Raw genomic sequence first — 17960 nt, forward strand, 5'->3', positions numbered from 1 at the left:
ATTTTCCTTTTAGTATAGTTGATATCGTTTCCGCCGTCAAGCCGTAGAATTCATCCTGCCTGACAATGTCCTGCAGACTGCCCCCCAAAGCCTGTGCCGTTTCAGCCATACCCGGCGCTGCGCCGCTGTACTGGCACCACACAGATTTCCCGGCATATCTAATCATAAGGCCCAATCCGCTCCCTGGATTGGATTTATATATGGAGTGATTGAATGGAACATGAATGCAGCGTGATTGCCCTTGCCGGAACCCCAAAGGCCGGAAAAACCACAATATTCAACGGACTGACAGGTATGTGCTGTTACACCGGCAGCTGGTGGGGGGACAGGGGAACGCCTGGCTGCGGTACGTACACCTACTGCGGCCAGACTTATATGCTTCTTGACATGCCCGGCGCCTATTCCCTTCCCCCTGCTCCGTTCCCGGATTCCGGTTCCCGGGAAAACAGGGACTCCTTCCTGGGTTCCCAACAGCCGGACGTCATCGCGGTGGTGGCTGATGCCACCAGGCTGGAACTTGGACTTCACCTGCTAAAACAAGTGCTGGGCATGGATACAGGAACCAGGGATGCAGACAATATCCCGGTGATACTCTGTGTTAATTTTTGTGACGAGGCGCTGCGGACAGGGCTGGTGATTGATTATAACCTCCTGGAGGATGTGCTCCAGATTCCCGTGATTCCCTGCTGCGCCCGGCGCCGGAGCCATCTTGACGATATCAAGGCCGCCATACATTATGCGGCCAAACCAGGGAACCGGAAGGCTTTCTGTTATGACTGCCTGGACTTTTCCCCTAAGAAATTAGCTGCGGAATGTATCTGCGCCTCCTCCGACACGGACGGCGCCCGCAGGGTGCTTCTGGACCTGCTCCTCACCGGGCCGGTTACAGGCAAGATCATACTGCTGTTCCTGCTGGCCGGGGTCCTTCATCTGACCATGATTGCCGCCGGTTTTCCCTCCCGGCTTTTGTGGGAGGCCCTGTCACGGCTGGAGCTGTCCCTGGACAGGGCCATGACATATCTGGGGGCGGCCCCCTGGCTTACCGGCTGCCTTGTCCACGGGGGATTCCGCGCGCTTTCCTGGACAGCTGCAATCATGCTGCCTCCCCTTGCTGTGTTCCTTTTTTTCTTCACCCTGCTGGAGGACCTTGGATTCCTTCCCCGGGCATCCATGGTCATGGATCCCGTATTTGGGAAATGCGGCGCCTGCGGCGGACAATGTGTGACCATGGCCCTGGGTCTGGGGTGTAATGCCGCCGGAGTGGCCTGCTGCCGGTCCATCCAGTCCCCCAAGGAACGCACCATTGCCGTACTCACCAATTCCATGATTCCCTGCTGCGGCCGCTTTCCTGTTTTTATCATGCTGATACCCCTGTTTTTTGCAGCCGGGCCAGTGGACTCCCTGACCGGTTCCCTGTCCTGCGCCCTGTTGTTTTCCATCCTGCTGCTGGCCGCTGTCTACCTGTCCATGGGGATATCCTGGCTTCTGTCAAAGACACTGCTAAAGGGACTGCCCTCCGCCTTCACCCTGGAGCTGCCTCCTTACAGGAAAATGCACATCACCCGCTCAGCCCTGCGCTCCCTTCTGAACAGGACCATGGTATTTACCGGACGCGCGGTCAGGGCAGCGGTTCCTGCCGGAATCATCGTCTGGTTCCTGGCCAACCTGTTTTACACAGGGCCATCCGCAGGCCTTGTCTCCTTTCACAGGCCTGCGGCTGACGTACCCAGCCTGTTAAATGCCTTTACAGGCATGCTGGATCCTGCTGCAGTCCTTCTTGGCATGGATGGGGCCATATTGGCAGCCTTCATACTGTCCTTCCCGGCAGGTGAACTGTTTCTTCCAATCCTCATCATGGCCTACCTTGAGGGCGGGCCCCTTGGCGGGATATTGGGAGGGTCCCTGGACGCGGGCGGCAGCGCCTTTTCCCTGTATCAGCTGCTTGTCTCACAGGGATGGACCTGGATTACCGCCATCTGCACCCTTGTCTTTACCTTCCTGCATTGGCCCTGCCTGACCACCTGCCAGGCGGTTGCCCGGGAGACAGACAGCTTAAAATGGGCCGGGACAGCAATCTGTATCGCAACAATCCCCGGGATTCTCATATGTATGGGTATTGCGCTGTATGGACACATGGTTTTAGGTATCTAAGGCAGCATGTCCTCCAAAATCTGGGTATTATTTCTTGACTGCGGCATCCCCACTGCCTATAATAGAGGTAAGCAAACAAACAGGACGCTTGTCATATGGACCTCCAAAAACGCAGGACCTTTATTATCAGCTTTATATACTTTGCGATTATCGGTGTGATTTGCTATATTCTCTTTAAAAGGCTGATTCCCATGCTCATGCCCTTTATCATGGCGCTGGCAATTGCCGCGGCCCTGGACCCGGCTGTCTCCTATTTAGGAAGCCGCATGAAGGGCGGATACAGGTGTGCGGCAGCGGCAGTCCTCCTTCTGTTTTATGGCTGTCTCTTCAGTCTGGCCGCTGTCTCCGGGAACTGGCTGTTTTCCTGCATCCAGGAACAGGGCAGGAAGCTTCCTGCTTTATACGGCGAAGTCATGGAACCAGGGCTGTCCCGGTTTTTCACACTTCTGGAAGCCAGTTTCCCTGGTCACAGCATCCATATCTCCTCGCTTGGAACCAGTCTGGAGCATGCCATGGAAAATGCAGCAGGCGCCCTTTCTTCCAGCCTGATCAGTTATGGCGCCTCCGTCCTTGTTGGATTCCCATCCCTTTTGGTGGATATCCTGGCTGCCGTAATCGCATCGTTCTTCCTTACAGGAAGCTACCGCCAGACCGCTTCATTCCTCATGCGCCAGATTCCGGATAAACAGCGGTCCATACTTACGGCTGCATGGGCCAGTATACGGCAGGTAACGGGACGTCTGGTCAAGGCATACGCCCTGCTTATGGCCCTCACCTTCGCAGAGCTCTTCGTGGGCTTCTGGGTCCTGGGCGTGCCCATGGGCTTCACGGCCGCATGTCTGATTACCCTTGTGGATATCCTGCCCGTGCTGGGCACGGGCACCGTCCTTTTGCCCTGGGCCTTCATTGCCTGGACCACAGGTTCAGGAAGCCTGGGTATCGGCCTTGTGTGCCTCTATCTGCTGATTACAGTGGTCCGCCAGACCCTGGAGCCTAAAGTGGTTGGCCTCCAGATGGGCCTCCCTCCTGCTGCTGCCCTGCTCTGCATGTTTGTGGGCGGCAAGGTACTTGGGCTTGCCGGTATCTTCCTGTTTCCCATTGGCGCCACCGTCCTTTTTGAACTCAGCGAGGACGGAACCATCCAATTATTCAAATAATATGCATAAACCGGACTACATTACATAAAGGCAGGTATGTTTATGAAGATTCCATCCATTTTCCCGTTCCCACCATCCAGTCATACCTCCGGCGCCCCGGACCGGGACCGCGGGCCCCAGGTCCGGCTTTTTGCCATCAGCCTGGTTCTGGCTGCCGCCTCCGCCGTCCTGGGCGCCTGTGCCAGGATGGTGCCTGGATTTGCACATACATATTCCATTACCGTCTATCCTGTGCTTGTGAATACCATTGGCCGTTTCAGCAGCATTTTCCCATTCTCCCTGTCAGAAGCAGGGTTATATCTGGCTGCTGTTTTCTGTATCCTGAACCTTCTTTTCCTCATCAAAAAACCGCTTGCCGCGCTGTCCCGTCTTTTTTTCCTTGCCTGTCTCCTCCTGTTCCTGTACACGGCCGGCTGCGGCATCAACTACTACCGCACGCCATTTTCCTATGAGGCCGGCATGGTCATGGAACAGTCGTCAGCCGGGGAGCTTTACAGTCTCTGCCTGTTCCTCACAGAACAGATCAACAGCACCCTTACGGAAACAGACCATTCAGGGGATGCGCTTAAGGGACTTTATCCAGGGCAGACAGAGGACACGCCCCTGCCGTCTGCCGCAATGCTCCGGGAACTTGGGATGGAAGGGGTTAAATCCATGAAGGGTCTGGGTACAGCCTACCCCCAGCTGTCCGGATACTACCCGTATCCCAAGCCGCTGATGAATCCGCGTCTGCTGTCCATCCAGCAGCTTTGCGGCATCTACTCCCCCTTTACCATTGAGGCAAACTACAACCGGGAAATGCCTTACTACAATATACCGCACACCATATGCCATGAACTGTCCCATCTGAAGGGGTTCATGCGCGAGGATGAGGCCAACTTCATCGGATACCTGGCCTGCATTGGCTCCGATTCCCCGGATTTCCGCTACAGCGGCTACCTGACCGGATGGGTCTACGCCGGCAATGCCCTGGCCAAGGCAGACCTGGAGGCATACTATGGGCTATATGGGCGGCTGGCCCCTGAGGCAGCCAGGGACCTGGCCTGGAACAACCAGTTCTGGGACAGGTTTGACGGCAAGGTGGCTGAAGCCTCCACCCAGCTCAATGACCGTTACCTGAAGGCCAATAACCAGGAGGATGGGGTGCGCAGTTATGGGAGGATGGTGGATCTGATGCTGGCTTATTATAGGGATTCCCAATAGTGATAGGGGGCGGCGATATTACAGCCGGCAATGGCCGCTGCATATATGTCCCGGACAGCCGCTCATGATTCAGTGTAAGCAAATGCCTGCATATGAAAAGGACAGCAGCCCGGATATCTGAATTTTCAGATTTCCGGAGCCTGCTGTCCTTTTATGGTCATGAGCCTTCCCTACCGCTTCTTCCTTACCTCCCACAAAATCACAAGACCAACACTGATAATCAGGACCTGAAGCACGATTACGGTGCCGATTCCTGCCAGAATGATGAACTGAACCGACCTGTTGTCCTGGGCCGCGGATGTTTCGTTTGCGCTAACCCCGGGCGCTTCCACATCAGGCTGTGCGCTGTTTTCGGCCTCCTCGGCCTCCATGCTGCCGGTCCCTGCTATCCTTCCAAGTTCCAGGGACAGTTCCTTTATATCCGCCTCATCAAACACATCTTTCATGCCCCATCGGTCCATGGTCCCTCTGTAAGGCGCTTCCAGGCCCTCGTTCAGTATCCCAAGGTAGATATCCACCGCCCCATCCCAGTCCTCCCCGGAAAGTACCCAGAGATCCAGGGCTGACAGGGCTGACGTCCCATAGCCAATATAATACATGGGACTGTAGAACAGGTGGGGGATATCTACCCAGTCATAACACATATTCCCATAGACCCGGTAATACCAGCCATCGTAGGAATCCTGAATCTCCTTGAACCTGCGGTTCATATCATCCAGGGTCATGTCAGGGGTTGTGTATACGGCTTCCTCGAACTCCTGAATCATGCATGCAGTGATGGCCACGTACAGCATATCGCTCATCGTCTCATAGGTATAGGCAGAGTCCCCCTCCCCAAACAGACTGCCGGCATAACGTGTTGACAGCATCTCCAGTCCCTGGGACTGCAGCTCGCACACATCCACATGAAAGCCCTGATACATCTCAGGGACTGTATTATAATAATAACTGCAGAAATGTCCGAACTCATGAATCAGGGACTGGTAATCCCGGAAGGTATTGTCACGGTTTATGAAGATAAACGCATCCCTGTAACTGGGCAGTCCCACTGTGTAGCTCCCATCGGTACGCTCCACGCTGTCCTCCCCTGCCTGGATATCATACAGATGGTTATCCCTCATATAGCGGAATACTTCCCCCAGTTTTGGCACCATCTGGTCCATGCCGTCCCCTACCGTATCAAGAATCTCCTCTGCTGTGCTGTCCTCCAGCAGGTCCAGGCTGTCGTAGGAAGCATTGTCCACCGCCTCTGACCACAGGTACCAGATATTATCGCTGAGGACCACGATGTTATCCTTCACATTCTGGCAAAGCTGCCGCGTATCCTTAAGGGTATAATCCCGCCCGTATATTGTCTCATGGGCATATTCAGCATAATTATCATAACCCGCGGACCTGGCTATCTCCCCGCGGACCTTAACCAGTTCCAGGTATTTGTCCCCCAGGATACGGTTTCTTTCCCTGCCCAGCGCCTCGCTCACCTCACGGTAATCCGCGGTGTCCATATCCGGCTCTTTTTCCAGACGCCCATAATCCCACTGTTCCCCGTCATACTCCACGGATATACTGCCGGATGCCAGCTGGTCATATTCCCGGATCAAATCCTCTTCCTTTCTGTGAAGATCCAGCTCCTCCTGGGAATAATCCTCATAGTAGGCAATCTTGGGAACATAGGCTTCTCCGATTTTTTCCTCAAGAAGGGAGCGGTAAGAAGACTGAAGGCCCTTTTGCAGGCAGGCGGCCGCCTTATTCCCCATCTCCGAATACAGCTGCGTTGTATAAGCCTGCTCCCCAGCTGCTTCCTGGTCAGATATATCCCTGTCATACATGATCTGGGCCATATAAGCCATTGTAGCCAGCCGGTCAAACTCACTGATGATCAGGTCATACAGACGTTCCACTTCCTCTTCCTGCCCCTGTGTGTTTAAGGCCAGTTCAAACTCCTCCATGGCCTTGTCCATGACCGTTGTGGAGAAATGCTCATAGGGCCTCTGGGAAAAATCCACCCCTTCAAAGAACCGGCCTGTCCGGGGTAGCGGCGGCCACGCCTGTGCTGCCGCCTGATACCCCGGTTCCGACCGCGCCCGAACCGCCGCCTGACGCCCCGGTTCCGCCTGCGCCTGTGCCGCCGCCTGAACCTGGGCCAGGCCCCAGGACGGTACGGAAGCCATCAGGATGGCTGCGGCCGCCAGCGCCCCCATGGGTCTTATGACAATCTTCCATGTGTTTTTATTCATGGCCGGTTCCTCCTTTGTATATTTCTTACATTTATTCTAACACACAAACAGGCCCCTCACAAGGCCTGTCCGTTAACCGGGCCGGCAGCCATGCCAGCCCATATCCTGTAATGTTCCAGATGCCGGGTGTCCCCGGTTCATTCCCTGAGCCAGCCCTCTTCCTCCGGCAGCAGGAAGTAATTATTATCCCTGTCTGAATCCGTAATCATGGAATCCAGCTCACGGAGCAGGTAACTGTCCGGCATATTGCGCTGCCACCAGCGGTACCCCTTTGTGTTCCTGATTCCTTTTGCATCAATCTTCCTGCCGGCATAGTAATCAATATACACGCCCGCATAGGTGGCTGCCATGGAGCGCTCCACATCCTCCCCAAGATTCTGCACCACTCCCCGTATCTGGTCGCTGATAAGTTTCTGTATGTAGCGGTAAGACCAATCCTCAAAGTCCAGCAGATCCGGATTCCCGCTTCCCGTCTTCCTGGCCCATCCGGACACATCCACGGACCGTGTCTCATAGGAAATGCTGCCATCCTCATCCCAAACCACTTCGCCGTACTGACACGGAGGAATGCTCAGTGCATCTGTAATGATTTCCTGTATCCCATAAGCCCCATCATCCACTCCCGGCTCAGCCTTGTGCTTGCGCACCCTCTGTACGTGAAGGTGGCCGCTGAAAAACAGGGGCAGCCGGTATTTCTGGAGAAGGTCAATCACCTCACTGTTATTGTCCATGGCGCACTGGGTGGTATACATACGGCTCTGGGCCAGCAGGTTATGGTGGGCAATGGGCAGCACGAAAATCCCCTGTTCCCTGGCCTTTAAAAGCTGCTCATCCATCCATGCCAGGGTGCTCTCCTTAATCCTGCCCTCCACCTTATTCTCAGGTTCATACTGGCAGGAATCCAGCATGAGAAGCCAGTTCTTTTCATCCAGCGCATATACATAACTTAAGGAGCTGCTGTCCCTGCTGAGGGCCTGGTCATATCCATACCTGCGGTATATTTCATAAAAATCCTCCCCGTCAATGGAGTCCACGGATTCCTTTTCAGCCCCGTAATACACTGCGGCGTGTCCATTGTTGATATCGTGGTTGCCGGGAATGACCAGTACCTGTACCCCGGCGTCCTGTACCCGGGCCAGGCGTCCTGCCAGCTCTTCATGGTTCATCCGCTCCCCGTTCATGGTAATGTCCCCGCTGAGCACAAGGGCGGAAGGCTTTTCTTCTATGACCTCATCCAGGAAGGCCTCCAGCAGTTCAGGAAGGTACTGGATGACCTTCCCGTCGCTCCGCTCCACAAACAGCTGGAATGCAGGGCCTCCGTCACCTGCCCGGGCGCTCTGATAATGGAGGTCCGTGGCCAGGACAAGTTTTGGGGGGACATAGGGCTCTTGTGTGTCCTGGGGCGGGGTCCACAGGCCCGGGAACTGCTTCTTCCAGCCAGTATACCCTTCTTCTCTTATGACCTCCTCCGGCTTTTCGGCCTGGGAATCCGTGGCCGTCTTAGCCCGGCTGTCTTCTGTCCCGTCCTCCGGCCGCTTTCTATGATCATCGCCCGCAGATGCCGGCCCCGGCCCTTTGGTAGTTGCCTCTGTCTGCACCGGGCCAGCGGGTTCCATTAATTTTTTCATAAAATGCAAAACCCCGAAGCATGCCATGAATACCATGGCATACATCAGGGCACTTATTATCCAGGTCTTTTTCTTCATCCGGTCAGCTCTTTCTATATGATGCCTAACTCTTCCATCGCGTATGCGATACCGTCATCCTCCACGTCCTTTGTCTCAAAAGTGGCATAGGGCAGGAGTACATCGCTGTGCTGTCCCATAAGCACACAATTGGTGGCATATTTGAACATGGACAGATCATTGCTGCTGTCGCCAAATACATAGGCGTCATCCTTGGAAATGCCGTAATGCTTTAACACCAGATCCATGGCAGTTGCCTTTGAATGGCCTCTGGGAACACACTCATAATAGCCGTCCCCCCTGTCAATGGCCTCAATATCCTTAAGGCGCCCAAACAGTTCCCTGGGCCTGCTCTTCTCATCTGAAGCCAGATAAAACTTGGAAAAATCGTAGCAGTCATCCTCCCAGTCATACCTGGACGCGGTGCCCGACCGTCTCAATGCCGCCTTCAGTTCTTCCACCTGGGGAAACCTGGAAACCGTCCTGTGCAGATAACATCCTTCCACACCTTCCAGCGCACCGTCCAGGCCGCACTCGTCGATATCCTTTTTAATCTGCAGGCCCCTCTCATGGGGGATCTGGTAGCAGTAAAGTACCCTGCCCTCTGCAATCACATAGGTGCCGCAGCCGCACAGACAGCCATCTGTCTCAATCTCGGACCGTATGTCCCTGGTATGGGGATACACCCTGCCCGTATTAATGAACACCAGATGCCCTCTTTTGCGCGCCTCCTTAATTGCCTGTTTGGCGCTGTCAGGAACCAGCCCCGTCTTTTCAGACAGGAGGGTTCCGTCAATATCAAAAAACAAAGCTTTGTTCCTATTACTCATCATCTCTGAACACAATGGTCTGTGTCTCCTCATCCATACTCTCTACAATTGCAAGGGATTCCAGCCGGATGCCCTCGGAACGCAGCAGGTCGCCGCCTACCTGGAAGCCTTTCTCAATCACGATCCCGGCGCCCACCAGTTCTGCACCGGAGTCCCTGACGAGGGCGGCCAGTCCTTCCAGCGCCTTGCCGTTGGCAAGGAAATCATCAATCAGAAGCACCTTGTCCCCAGGCCCTAAAAATTCCTTGGACACGATAATATCGTATACACGGCCATGGGTAAAGGATTCCACCTTAGTGGTATAAACCTCACCTGCAATGTTCTTGGTCTGTGTCTTCTTGGCAAATACCACCGGCACATCAAAGTACTGGGCAACAATACATGCTATTCCGATACCGGAAGCCTCAATGGTCAAAATCTTCGTCACCGGCACATCGGCAAACCTGCGTTTAAACTCCCTGCCAATCTCCCCAAACAGCTTAATGTCCATCTGATGGTTCAGGAAGCTGTCCACTTTCAGTACGTTTCCGGCTTTAATCTTGCCGTCTTTACGTATCCTGTCTTTTAAAATCTGCATGCACGTACCCTCCTCATTCTTTTCTTATCCTATTACTGCGCCGCCGTGGTCTCCGCTGCTTCGGTCTCCGCCGCCGTGGTCTCTGCTGCTTCGGTTTCCGCCGCCGTGGTCTCCGCTTCCGATGCCTGTGCAACATTGGCTGCATTATCCGCCATGAATTTCATGACCTTATAATTCAGGGCCATCTCATCAAATGTCTCCTGGCCATAATACCCCACCGCAGCATCTACGGTCTGCCCGTTGGACTCTGCAAATGCCTCGCGGTCAGCATCCTCAAGCACAAGTCCCTCCCGCTCAGCAATCGTATTAATGACCAGCTGGTTCTTTACATCATCCTTCACGCTGGCGTAGATTGCTTCCTGAAGTCCGGGCACGTCCATGCCATTGGCCTGGGCCATGCCTGCCAGGCTGCTTCCATACATCTTGGCCTGCTGCTCATACTGTTTGAGCCTTGTGTTATAGCGCTTGGAAACCGCGTTCTTATTCAGCTTGAACGTGGAATCCGCAACCACCTGCTGAAGCACGGACGTCTGTACCTGGCGGTCCGCTGCCTGCTGCTTCTGCTTTAACAGGTCGGCACGGATGCTTTCCTTGTACTCATCCACTGTCTTGTAGTCTGAAACCCTCTGGACAAATTCATCGTCCAGGACAGCGTCTTTTTTCTCTTTTACCGCGTTCACGGTAACTGTGAATACAACAGGCTGGCCTGCAAGGGATTTTTCCTGATAGGTCTCGGGGAATGTCAGGTCCAGTTCCTTCTTATCGCCCTTCTTAACCCCAATCAGGCCATCCTCAAACCCGTCAATAAAGCTGCCGGAGCCAAGCGTCAGGTCAAAGTCCTTGGCAGAACCGCCCTCAAATTCCACACCGTCCTTTGTCCCCACATAATCGATGTTGACCACATCCCCCTCTGCTGCAGGGCGGTCAACCTCATCTTCCTTGGGATTCTGGCTTAATACCTGATTAATCCTGGAATCCACCTCTGCGTCTGTGACCAATACTTCCGGCATGTTTACCTTAACGCCTTTGTATTCGCCCAGTTCCACAGTACCCAGGTTTTCCTTCCCTCCCTCAGTACTGCCTGAACATCCGGTCAGCAGTGACAGGGCTGTCATGGTGCATAAACATATCAATGCTATTTTTTTCATCTTACATATCCCTTTTCTTTTACTCATTTCACACATCCCCGGCAGGAAAACATCTGTTTCCTATATTTCCCTAGAGCGTGCTTGAAAATTGCTTTCCGTCAGGTGTGCGTCCCACTTTGTGGGACGTGCAGATGGCGGGAATGAATTTTCAAACACGCCCTGGTCTGCCCTCCCCTAATCCGTGATGGGGAATTCCCGGGGATTCCTTTCGGAGCGTGCGCTGTACATAGTTATACCATACCTGTCCATGAAAAAAAAGTATTTCCATCAATTTCATGAAAATTTAAGAGGGCTTTCCTTTTATTTATAAAACGCCTTAAATGCCTTGTAGGTGTTATACACATCCAGCTTGGAAGACAGCTCAAAGGGGGAGTGCATGGACAGGATGGGTACGCCCAGGTCCACGGTATCCACGTTCATGTGTGCAACCAGCTTGGCAATGGTCCCGCCTCCGCCGGCATCCACTGCTCCCAGCTCCCCTGCCTGCCAGTACACGCCCTCTTCCTCCATGATGCCAATGACCTTTGCCATGGTTTCAGCGCTGGCATCATTGGAACCGGCCTTGCCCCTTGCACCTGTGTACTTGGTCAGGACACAGCCCTTGTTGATGTAGCTGGAATTGCGGCCCTCGTATACATCCGGGAATGTTGGGTCATAGGCCGCATTCACGTCCGAGGACAGGCACAGGGAATTCCTGAGCACATCCCGCACCGGAACGCCTGCCTGTTCTGCAAGGTCTTCTATGTAGTGAAGCACGTAGTCCGAATTCAGGCCGGTATTGCCGTCAGATCCAGTCTCCTCCTTGTCGGTCAGGATGGTCACGGTGGTATGGGCAGGCTTCTTTGCATCCATCTCGGCCGTAATGGCTGTGTAGGCGCACACCCGGTCATCCTGTCCGTAAGCGCCTATCATGCTGGCATCCAGCCCCACGTCCCTGGCCTTTGCCGCGGGCACCAATTCCAGCTCAGCCCGGAAGAAGTCCTTTTCCGTAATCTTATAGCGTTCATTGAGCAGGGACAATGCCATCAGCTTAACCGGTTCCTTTATGTCCTCCTCCTGGTAAGGAAGGGAGCCAATGACAATATTCAGTTCCTCCCCCTTAAGACCGTCCTTTAAGGGGCGCTCGTTCTGTTTGGCTGAAAGGTGGGGAAGCAGGTCGGTCACACAGAACACAGGATCTGCCTCATCCTCACCGATACAGATATCCACGGTCTCCCCGTTTTTCTTAACCACCACGCCATGGATGGCAAGGGGGATGGTTCCCCACTGATATTTGCGTATCCCGCCGTAATAATGGGTCTTAAAAAATGCAATCTCATCCTTTTCATACAGGGGATTGGGCTTTAAATCCAGCCTCGGCGAGTCAATATGAGCCCCGTTGATCCTGACCCCCTCTGAAAGCGGCTTCCTGCCAAAAGTGGTTGCTATCAGCGCCTTATCCCTATTAACATAATACACCTTATCCCCAGCCTCATAAGAAGCCTTCCTGTCATATGGCCTGTATCCTGCCTTCTTAAGCATTTTCACGGCAGCCTTTACACATTCCCGCTCCGTCTTGCCTGCATTTAAAAATGCCTTGTAACCCTCGCAGTATTTGGACGCCTTTTCTATCTGTCCCGGCGAATCCTTCCCAATGTGCGGAAAGGTCCATGTAAGCTGTTCCTGTAATTCCTGTGCTTTTGTCTTTTTTGACATATTCTGTTTTATCCTCCTTTATAATTCAAATGTCCTGGCCCTCAAAGGCACATGACCGAATCTCTCGTGTTTTATATCCATGAGAAGGGCTGCATCCGCAGCATTCCCTCCCCGTGAAGCCGCATCCAGCATCTGTCCCAGTCCATCCCTGCCCATAAACCCGGAGCGGGCCATTAAGCCCAGGATATCCCGTTCCCCTCGCTTAAGGATTCCCTCAGCGGCATCCCCTGCATGGGCAGCAATATAATCCTGATACGCCTTTGCGGCCTCCTCCTTAAGCCCCCAGGGCCAATACAGGCGGTACAGGGCCAGGCGCGTCACAAGTTCCGGTTTCTCCTGCACGGTCACATGGGGGAACAGCCGGTCATACTCCCCCACATCAAACCGTGTGCCGTCAAAACAGTAACGGTACATATGGCCGCAGCCATGCATTTCCCTCATAATGATCCTGGCCGGTGTATTCTCCACCGACTCCTCAAAATATTCCGGGAACACCAGCTTGGCAAGGAGCGTTCCGTCCTCCCTCCTGTAATCCACATCCAGGGTCTGACGGAGCTCTGAAAGGATTTCCCTGAAACAGGACTTTCCTTCCTCCCTCACACAGATATCCAGGCTGGCAATCCCGGTACACCCGGTAAACACGCCCGCCCCCCAGTCATCCACCGTGCTCTGGCAGGAGAGCTTCCTCAGTCCGGAGCAGTTATAAAACGCATAGGCGCCTATCCGTTTTGCATACCTGGGCAGCACCAGCTCCTTAACCTGGCTGCCGCAAAGTTCCGGCTCGCCCTCATATTCATGCGGCGGCACCCCGCGCCCTCTGACCGTCTCTGAAAAAAGGTATCCCTCCAGCCCGGTCACCGGCTTTCCGTCTATCCTGTCCGGAATCTGTACAATTCCGTCTAAACCATAACAACGCCGGACAGATATTCCGTCCAGCGTTTCTTCATATAATAACTTCATGGTATCAGTTTAACCACTTTATATGTTTTTTTCAAGAACATTTTACAATCTGCCGTAAAAAGGAAAATTACCTGTCACAAAAAGGATGACGCTTCTAATGGAATATGGTAAAATAAAACCAGCAGGAGGGAGGGGAGCCTTCCCACTCCCTGAACCGCAAAACATCACATATCAAGGGGGAAATGTTTATGAGACACATCAGCAGGAAAATCATTGCAATGAGCATGGGAATCATGATGGCAGGAAGCGCCGTCTGCCACATCAGCGTCCAGACATCCATTGTGGCGGAAGCCCATTCCGGGAGGACCGACGCTAGCGGCGGACACCGGGACAACAAGAACAAAAGCGGCCTGGGTTCCTATCACTACCACTGCGGCGGACATCCGGCCCACCTGCATACCGGCGGCGTATGCCCCTACGCCGCCGCTTCATCCGGCAGCACCCAATCCACCACCTCCGCCCCTGCCTCCGAAGCAGACACCGAACTCACCAAACAGGTCCAGCAGGCCCTAAACGACAAAGGATACGACTGCGGGACCCCCGACGGCATAACCGGAGAAAAGACCAGGACCGCACTAATCAAATTCCAGGAAGACAACAACCTGACTGCCGACGGAATCATCGGCGAAGAAGTAAAGACCGCCCTGGGAATCTAACCCCAAGCCACCGCTAACCCACACCACCTCACCCAAAAACAAAAGCAGCCCAATCCTCCCCCCTCCGCCGGATTCATGCATGAAGGCCATCCGCTCTGGGAACACCCAGCAGCCTCTCCGTAGCCTTAGCAGGAGGAAGGGCCGGGAGGAAGGCGGGGCTGAGGTTCCTTGTGGAGGGAGGCAGGTCTGCTTGCTCAAAAAGAGGCTGGAAACAGGGCCGAGTGAGGGCCTCCAAGCCCGAACGCAGAGTCTCCACGGACGGAAAATCATCAAGATTTTCCGGTAGTTGAGACGGTGCCCTGTTTCCAGCCTCTTTTTGAGTTAGCAGACCAGCCTCCCGGAACCAGGAACCGCAGACCCGCCTTCCTCCCGGCCCTTCCTCCGTGGAGACAAACAAAAGCAGAGGCTGCGTACCCCCGCACCCCTGCCTTCAACATCAAACCCACCTTATTCATCCACAAATCGATACCCCACCCCCACCTCAGTCAATATAAACCTGGGGTTTGCCGTATTGTCTTCTATCTTCCGCCTGATATTCGCCATGAATACCCGCAGGGACTGGTAGTCGTCCGTGGTGTCATATCCCCACACCTCCTGTTGGATATAATGATGGGTCAGTACCTTGCCGCTGTTGTTTACCAGCAGCACCATCATCTTGTACTCAAGGGGCGTCAGGTGGATTTCCTGGTCATGGACATAGACCTTGCGCTTTTCAAAATCCATCCTGAAATAGTCCAGCTCAAACTCCTGTTCCTGCCTGCTGACAAAGGAGTCCTTGTGCCGCAGCCCCACACGGATGCGGGCCAGAAGTTCCTCTGCGCTGAAGGGCTTGGTTACATAATCGTCCGCGCCCTGGTCCAGGGCATTGATTTTTTCCCGTTCCTGCCCCCTGGCAGAGACAACGATGACCGGTGTGTTGGATTGCTTCCTTATCTGCTTTAACACTTCCATGCCGTCAATATCCGGCAGCCCCAGGTCCAGAAGGATCAGGTCCGGATGGTTGGCATAGAAAAGCGAAATGCCGGAAAGGCCATTATCTGCAAGTATATATGAATATCCCCGGGTCTTAAGGGATATTTTCATGAAGTTCTGTATGGTCTTGTCATCCTCAATGACCAGGATCGTGGTTTCATTCATGCTTTTTGTCCTCCAATGGCATCCTTATTTCAAACACGGCGCCGCCCTGGCTGCCGTTATAAGCTGTTATTGTCCCGCCCTGGGCCTCTACAATGGCTTTGCAGATGGTAAGCCCAAGTCCCACGCCTCTTTGTTTATCTCCCTTTTCATAGGCCGTGGTAAAGAAGTTGTCAAAAATCTTATTAATCTTGTCCTGGGAAAGGCCCACTCCGTTATCTGAGACAGTGAACACAAGGCCGTCCCCCTCCCTCACCACATTAAGGGTAACCGTTGTGCCGCTTCCGGAATGCCGGAAGGCATTATCCAGAAGGTTGACCAGCACCTGTATGAAAAGTCGGCCGTCCACAGGAAACAGGATGATATCCTCCGGCGTATGGGACCTTAAGGTATGGTTTCCTATCCGCTTTGACACCAGCCGGACCGCTGATGAGACGATATCGTCCAGCACTTCCTTTTTCTTGTTGATATCCAGACGGCCTTCCTGGATCCGTGTCATGTTAAGCAGGTTTTCAACCATGGAACTGAGCCACTCTGAATCCGTACAGATATCCTGTAACATGCTCTTGATTGTGGCATCGTCCATAATCCCCAGATTGTCCAGAAGGAAACCCGCGCTTGCGCTGATTCCGGTCAGCGGGGTCCTCAGGTCATGGGAAATGCTCCGAAGCAGCGTGCTCTTAAGCCGCTCCCGCTCCACCTGGACCCGGTTATCCTCCTTTTCCCTGCTTAGCTGTTCCCGCTCAATCACAAGGGTAATCTGGGAAATAACCGTGTCCACATATATCTTCTCTTCCTGGTTAAGGGTCCATCCGGCACAGTCAAAAATGATGACGCCATATGTCTTTTCCCGGTTCCTGATAGGGACGTACAGACCGTTGTCATCCGGGAACTGGCACTCCCCATGTCCGCAGGGAATGGACTGGCGGTAACACCACTCAGCCATGGAGTTAGAGAACTCCGTACCCTCATCCTCCTTCAGAAGGACTGTCACATGTTTCCCAATCAGACCTGCCAGGCTGGCCTCGCTGTATTCCTTAATCTGCTGGTATCCGGACAGGTTCAGGAAGCCGCTTCCGATTTCATTGAGCTTGGCCGTTATTTCCGTCTTCTTGTTGGCTATCTGCATCTGTTTCTGAAGCTTCAGCACCAGGGTGGCAACCGTGGCAGCCACTGCCACGAATATTACGGATGATATTACATAGTTAAGGTCATCCATGTGGAAGGTCAGCTTGGGTTCCGTAAACAGATAGTTAAAGGTAAATGTGAATACAAAAGCCGCACAGAACGCCCATGCCAGGCTTCCCGTTGCAAGTATGCTGATCAAAACCCCTACCAGGTAAACCAGAAGCAGGTTCTCCGCCCTGATTCCCCAGCTGTCCAGCACAATGGCCAATATGGTTGAGAATACCCATATGACGGTCATCCTCACACATGCCTTTACAAAATCCAGTACAACATCCCAATGGTTAAACATATATTTATCCTTCACTGTCCTTTACTGTGGTGTATTACCCAATCATATCCGCAATCATTTCAGGAATATTTATCACCATATCCATTCCCAGCTGCCTGAAAACCTCCACATTCCTTGGATTCTTCACAACGCACACAGCCTTCCTGACCCCAAAAACCTTCCTGCACATCTGGCATATCTCAAAATTGTCCGTGTCCTCCGTCCCTATGGCCGCAATCATATCAAAATCCTTTAACCCGGCGTCCGCCAGGACATCTTCCTGACAGGGATTGCCCAGGATTGCCTTGACGTCATAAGAAGCACACACATGCTCGCAGAACTCTTTATCCTTATCGATTACTGTCACCTTATGGTTCCTGGCCGCCAGAAGGCCAACCAGGATTTTTGCGTAATCGCTGCTTCCTGCCACCGCTATCTTCATACCGCCACCTCCTGGCACACGGACTCTGCCAGATTAAGGTAATCATCCACTGACAGGTTATAGACACAGATTGGCTTAATGGGCGTATCCCTTATGAGCCGGCTCCTGCTGGTGTCATCCAGGCGCGCATATACCTGGTTTACCTGGAAAATGCGGCTGGCTATCTGTGAAATCAGAAGGTTGGAATTATCATCCTGGGTGGCTGCGATGAACATGCCTGCCCGTTCAATCCCTGCTTCCTTTAATACCTTGGGGTCAGTGGGGTCCCCTTCCATCTCAGCCCCGCCGAATCCGTCCGGCAGGTAACGGAAGCTTTCCCTGTCCTTATCTAATACAACCACCTTGTGGCCTTTATTATATAATGTATTGGCCAGCGCTGCGCCGAAGGGACTGCAGCCAACTATGATGATGCCTTTTGATTTGTGGAATAACATGATATTTCCCCCTTTCTACTATATGTTCCCACTTTTATTGTAAAAGGAAACCATATAAAGAAACTAGGGATAATGTACAAACAGGATATAAAGATTCTATAAAGATATCTTTATACCCCTGTTTCCTGACTACAATCATATCCTTAATCCATACCTGTGTCAAATAAAAATTGCATCTGAAAACCATAAGCGCGG

Annotated in this window: 15 protein-coding genes and 2 pseudogenes; 6 read left to right on the plus strand and 11 right to left on the minus strand. The window is 53.3% G+C overall.

Translation table 11 applies throughout. From position 1 onward, the window contains the following. Nucleotides 1-213 precede the first annotated feature (213 nt). From DWX59_RS05755 to DWX59_RS05765, 3 genes are all read left to right on the plus strand, one after another. Nucleotides 214-2151, plus strand: coding sequence for a FeoB small GTPase domain-containing protein (locus tag DWX59_RS05755; protein WP_117556892.1), 1938 nt, complete (start codon nucleotides 214-216; stop codon nucleotides 2149-2151). A gap of 95 nt (nucleotides 2152-2246) precedes the next feature. After that, on the plus strand, nucleotides 2247-3308 hold the full coding sequence (locus DWX59_RS05760; protein ID WP_117556894.1) for an AI-2E family transporter: 1062 nt from the start codon (nucleotides 2247-2249) through the stop codon (nucleotides 3306-3308). Between the two features lie 42 nt (nucleotides 3309-3350). Beyond that, on the plus strand, nucleotides 3351-4511 hold the full coding sequence (locus DWX59_RS05765; protein ID WP_117556896.1) for a DUF3810 domain-containing protein: 1161 nt from the start codon (nucleotides 3351-3353) through the stop codon (nucleotides 4509-4511). 170 nt (nucleotides 4512-4681) lie between these two features. On the opposite strand, the gene DWX59_RS05770 is transcribed toward DWX59_RS05765, so the two are convergent. From DWX59_RS05770 to tig, 5 genes are all read right to left on the minus strand, one after another. Continuing rightward, complete coding sequence (locus tag DWX59_RS05770) at nucleotides 4682-6748, minus strand: M3 family metallopeptidase (protein ID WP_117556898.1); 2067 nt, start codon at nucleotides 6746-6748, stop codon at nucleotides 4682-4684. A gap of 137 nt (nucleotides 6749-6885) precedes the next feature. Then, nucleotides 6886-8454: a metallophosphoesterase gene (locus DWX59_RS05775; RefSeq protein WP_117556900.1), complete on the minus strand. Its 1569-nt coding sequence runs from the start codon at nucleotides 8452-8454 to the stop codon at nucleotides 6886-6888. A gap of 14 nt (nucleotides 8455-8468) precedes the next feature. Continuing rightward, nucleotides 8469-9278: an HAD family hydrolase gene (locus DWX59_RS05780; protein WP_117556902.1), complete on the minus strand. Its 810-nt coding sequence runs from the start codon at nucleotides 9276-9278 to the stop codon at nucleotides 8469-8471. Further along, entirely contained in the window at nucleotides 9256-9840 is a 585-nt protein-coding gene (locus DWX59_RS05785; protein WP_117556904.1) for a xanthine phosphoribosyltransferase, read from the minus strand. Before DWX59_RS05785 ends, DWX59_RS05780 begins: the two co-directional genes overlap by 23 nt. A 32-nt stretch (nucleotides 9841-9872) precedes the next feature. Continuing rightward, nucleotides 9873-10988 carry a trigger factor gene (gene tig, locus DWX59_RS05790; protein ID WP_117557294.1) on the minus strand — a complete coding sequence of 372 codons (1116 nt, stop codon included), beginning with the start codon at nucleotides 10986-10988 and terminating at the stop codon, nucleotides 9873-9875. A 131-nt stretch (nucleotides 10989-11119) separates the two neighbouring features. On the opposite strand from tig, the gene DWX59_RS29805 reads away from it, so the two are divergent. Then, nucleotides 11120-11173, plus strand: a complete 54-nt coding sequence (locus DWX59_RS29805; protein WP_409337924.1) for a hypothetical protein — start codon at nucleotides 11120-11122, stop codon at nucleotides 11171-11173. A 115-nt stretch (nucleotides 11174-11288) separates the two neighbouring features. Here DWX59_RS29805 and DWX59_RS05795 read toward each other — a convergent pair whose 3' ends face one another. Together DWX59_RS05795 and DWX59_RS05800 are read right to left on the minus strand one after the other, a co-directional pair. Continuing rightward, entirely contained in the window at nucleotides 11289-12683 is a 1395-nt protein-coding gene (locus tag DWX59_RS05795) for an aminopeptidase (RefSeq protein ID WP_117556906.1), read from the minus strand. 18 nt (nucleotides 12684-12701) lie between these two features. After that, nucleotides 12702-13643 carry a leucine-rich repeat protein gene (locus DWX59_RS05800; protein ID WP_117556908.1) on the minus strand — a complete coding sequence of 314 codons (942 nt, stop codon included), beginning with the start codon at nucleotides 13641-13643 and terminating at the stop codon, nucleotides 12702-12704. 284 nt (nucleotides 13644-13927) lie between these two features. Here DWX59_RS05800 and DWX59_RS30225 point away from each other — a divergent pair. Both DWX59_RS30225 and DWX59_RS30230 read left to right on the plus strand, forming a co-directional pair. Next, nucleotides 13928-14065, plus strand: a pseudogene (locus DWX59_RS30225) (YHYH domain-containing protein); the annotation flags it as partial. A 72-nt stretch (nucleotides 14066-14137) separates the two neighbouring features. Further along, a pseudogene (locus DWX59_RS30230) lies at nucleotides 14138-14299 on the plus strand (peptidoglycan-binding domain-containing protein); the annotation flags it as partial. A gap of 447 nt (nucleotides 14300-14746) precedes the next feature. Here the strand turns inward: DWX59_RS30230 and DWX59_RS05810 are convergent. Genes DWX59_RS05810 through DWX59_RS05825 form a run of 4 tightly spaced genes read right to left on the minus strand, consistent with a single transcriptional unit; the run spans nucleotide 14747 to nucleotide 17765 of the window. Beyond that, nucleotides 14747-15436, minus strand: a complete 690-nt coding sequence (locus DWX59_RS05810; protein ID WP_117556910.1) for a response regulator — start codon at nucleotides 15434-15436, stop codon at nucleotides 14747-14749. Next, nucleotides 15429-16910: a sensor histidine kinase gene (locus DWX59_RS05815; protein WP_117556912.1), complete on the minus strand. Its 1482-nt coding sequence runs from the start codon at nucleotides 16908-16910 to the stop codon at nucleotides 15429-15431. The genes DWX59_RS05810 and DWX59_RS05815 overlap by 8 nt, the downstream gene beginning before the upstream one ends. 34 nt (nucleotides 16911-16944) lie before the next feature. Further along, nucleotides 16945-17331 (minus strand): potassium channel family protein, encoded by a 387-nt coding sequence (locus tag DWX59_RS05820; protein WP_117556914.1) that lies wholly within the window; start codon nucleotides 17329-17331, stop codon nucleotides 16945-16947. Continuing rightward, nucleotides 17328-17765 carry a potassium channel family protein gene (locus DWX59_RS05825; RefSeq protein ID WP_117556916.1) on the minus strand — a complete coding sequence of 146 codons (438 nt, stop codon included), beginning with the start codon at nucleotides 17763-17765 and terminating at the stop codon, nucleotides 17328-17330. The genes DWX59_RS05820 and DWX59_RS05825 overlap by 4 nt, the downstream gene beginning before the upstream one ends. Nucleotides 17766-17960 lie beyond the last annotated feature (195 nt).

The organism is Enterocloster aldenensis, assembly GCF_003434055.1.
In the GTDB taxonomy this organism is placed as follows: domain Bacteria; phylum Bacillota; class Clostridia; order Lachnospirales; family Lachnospiraceae; genus Enterocloster; species Enterocloster aldenensis.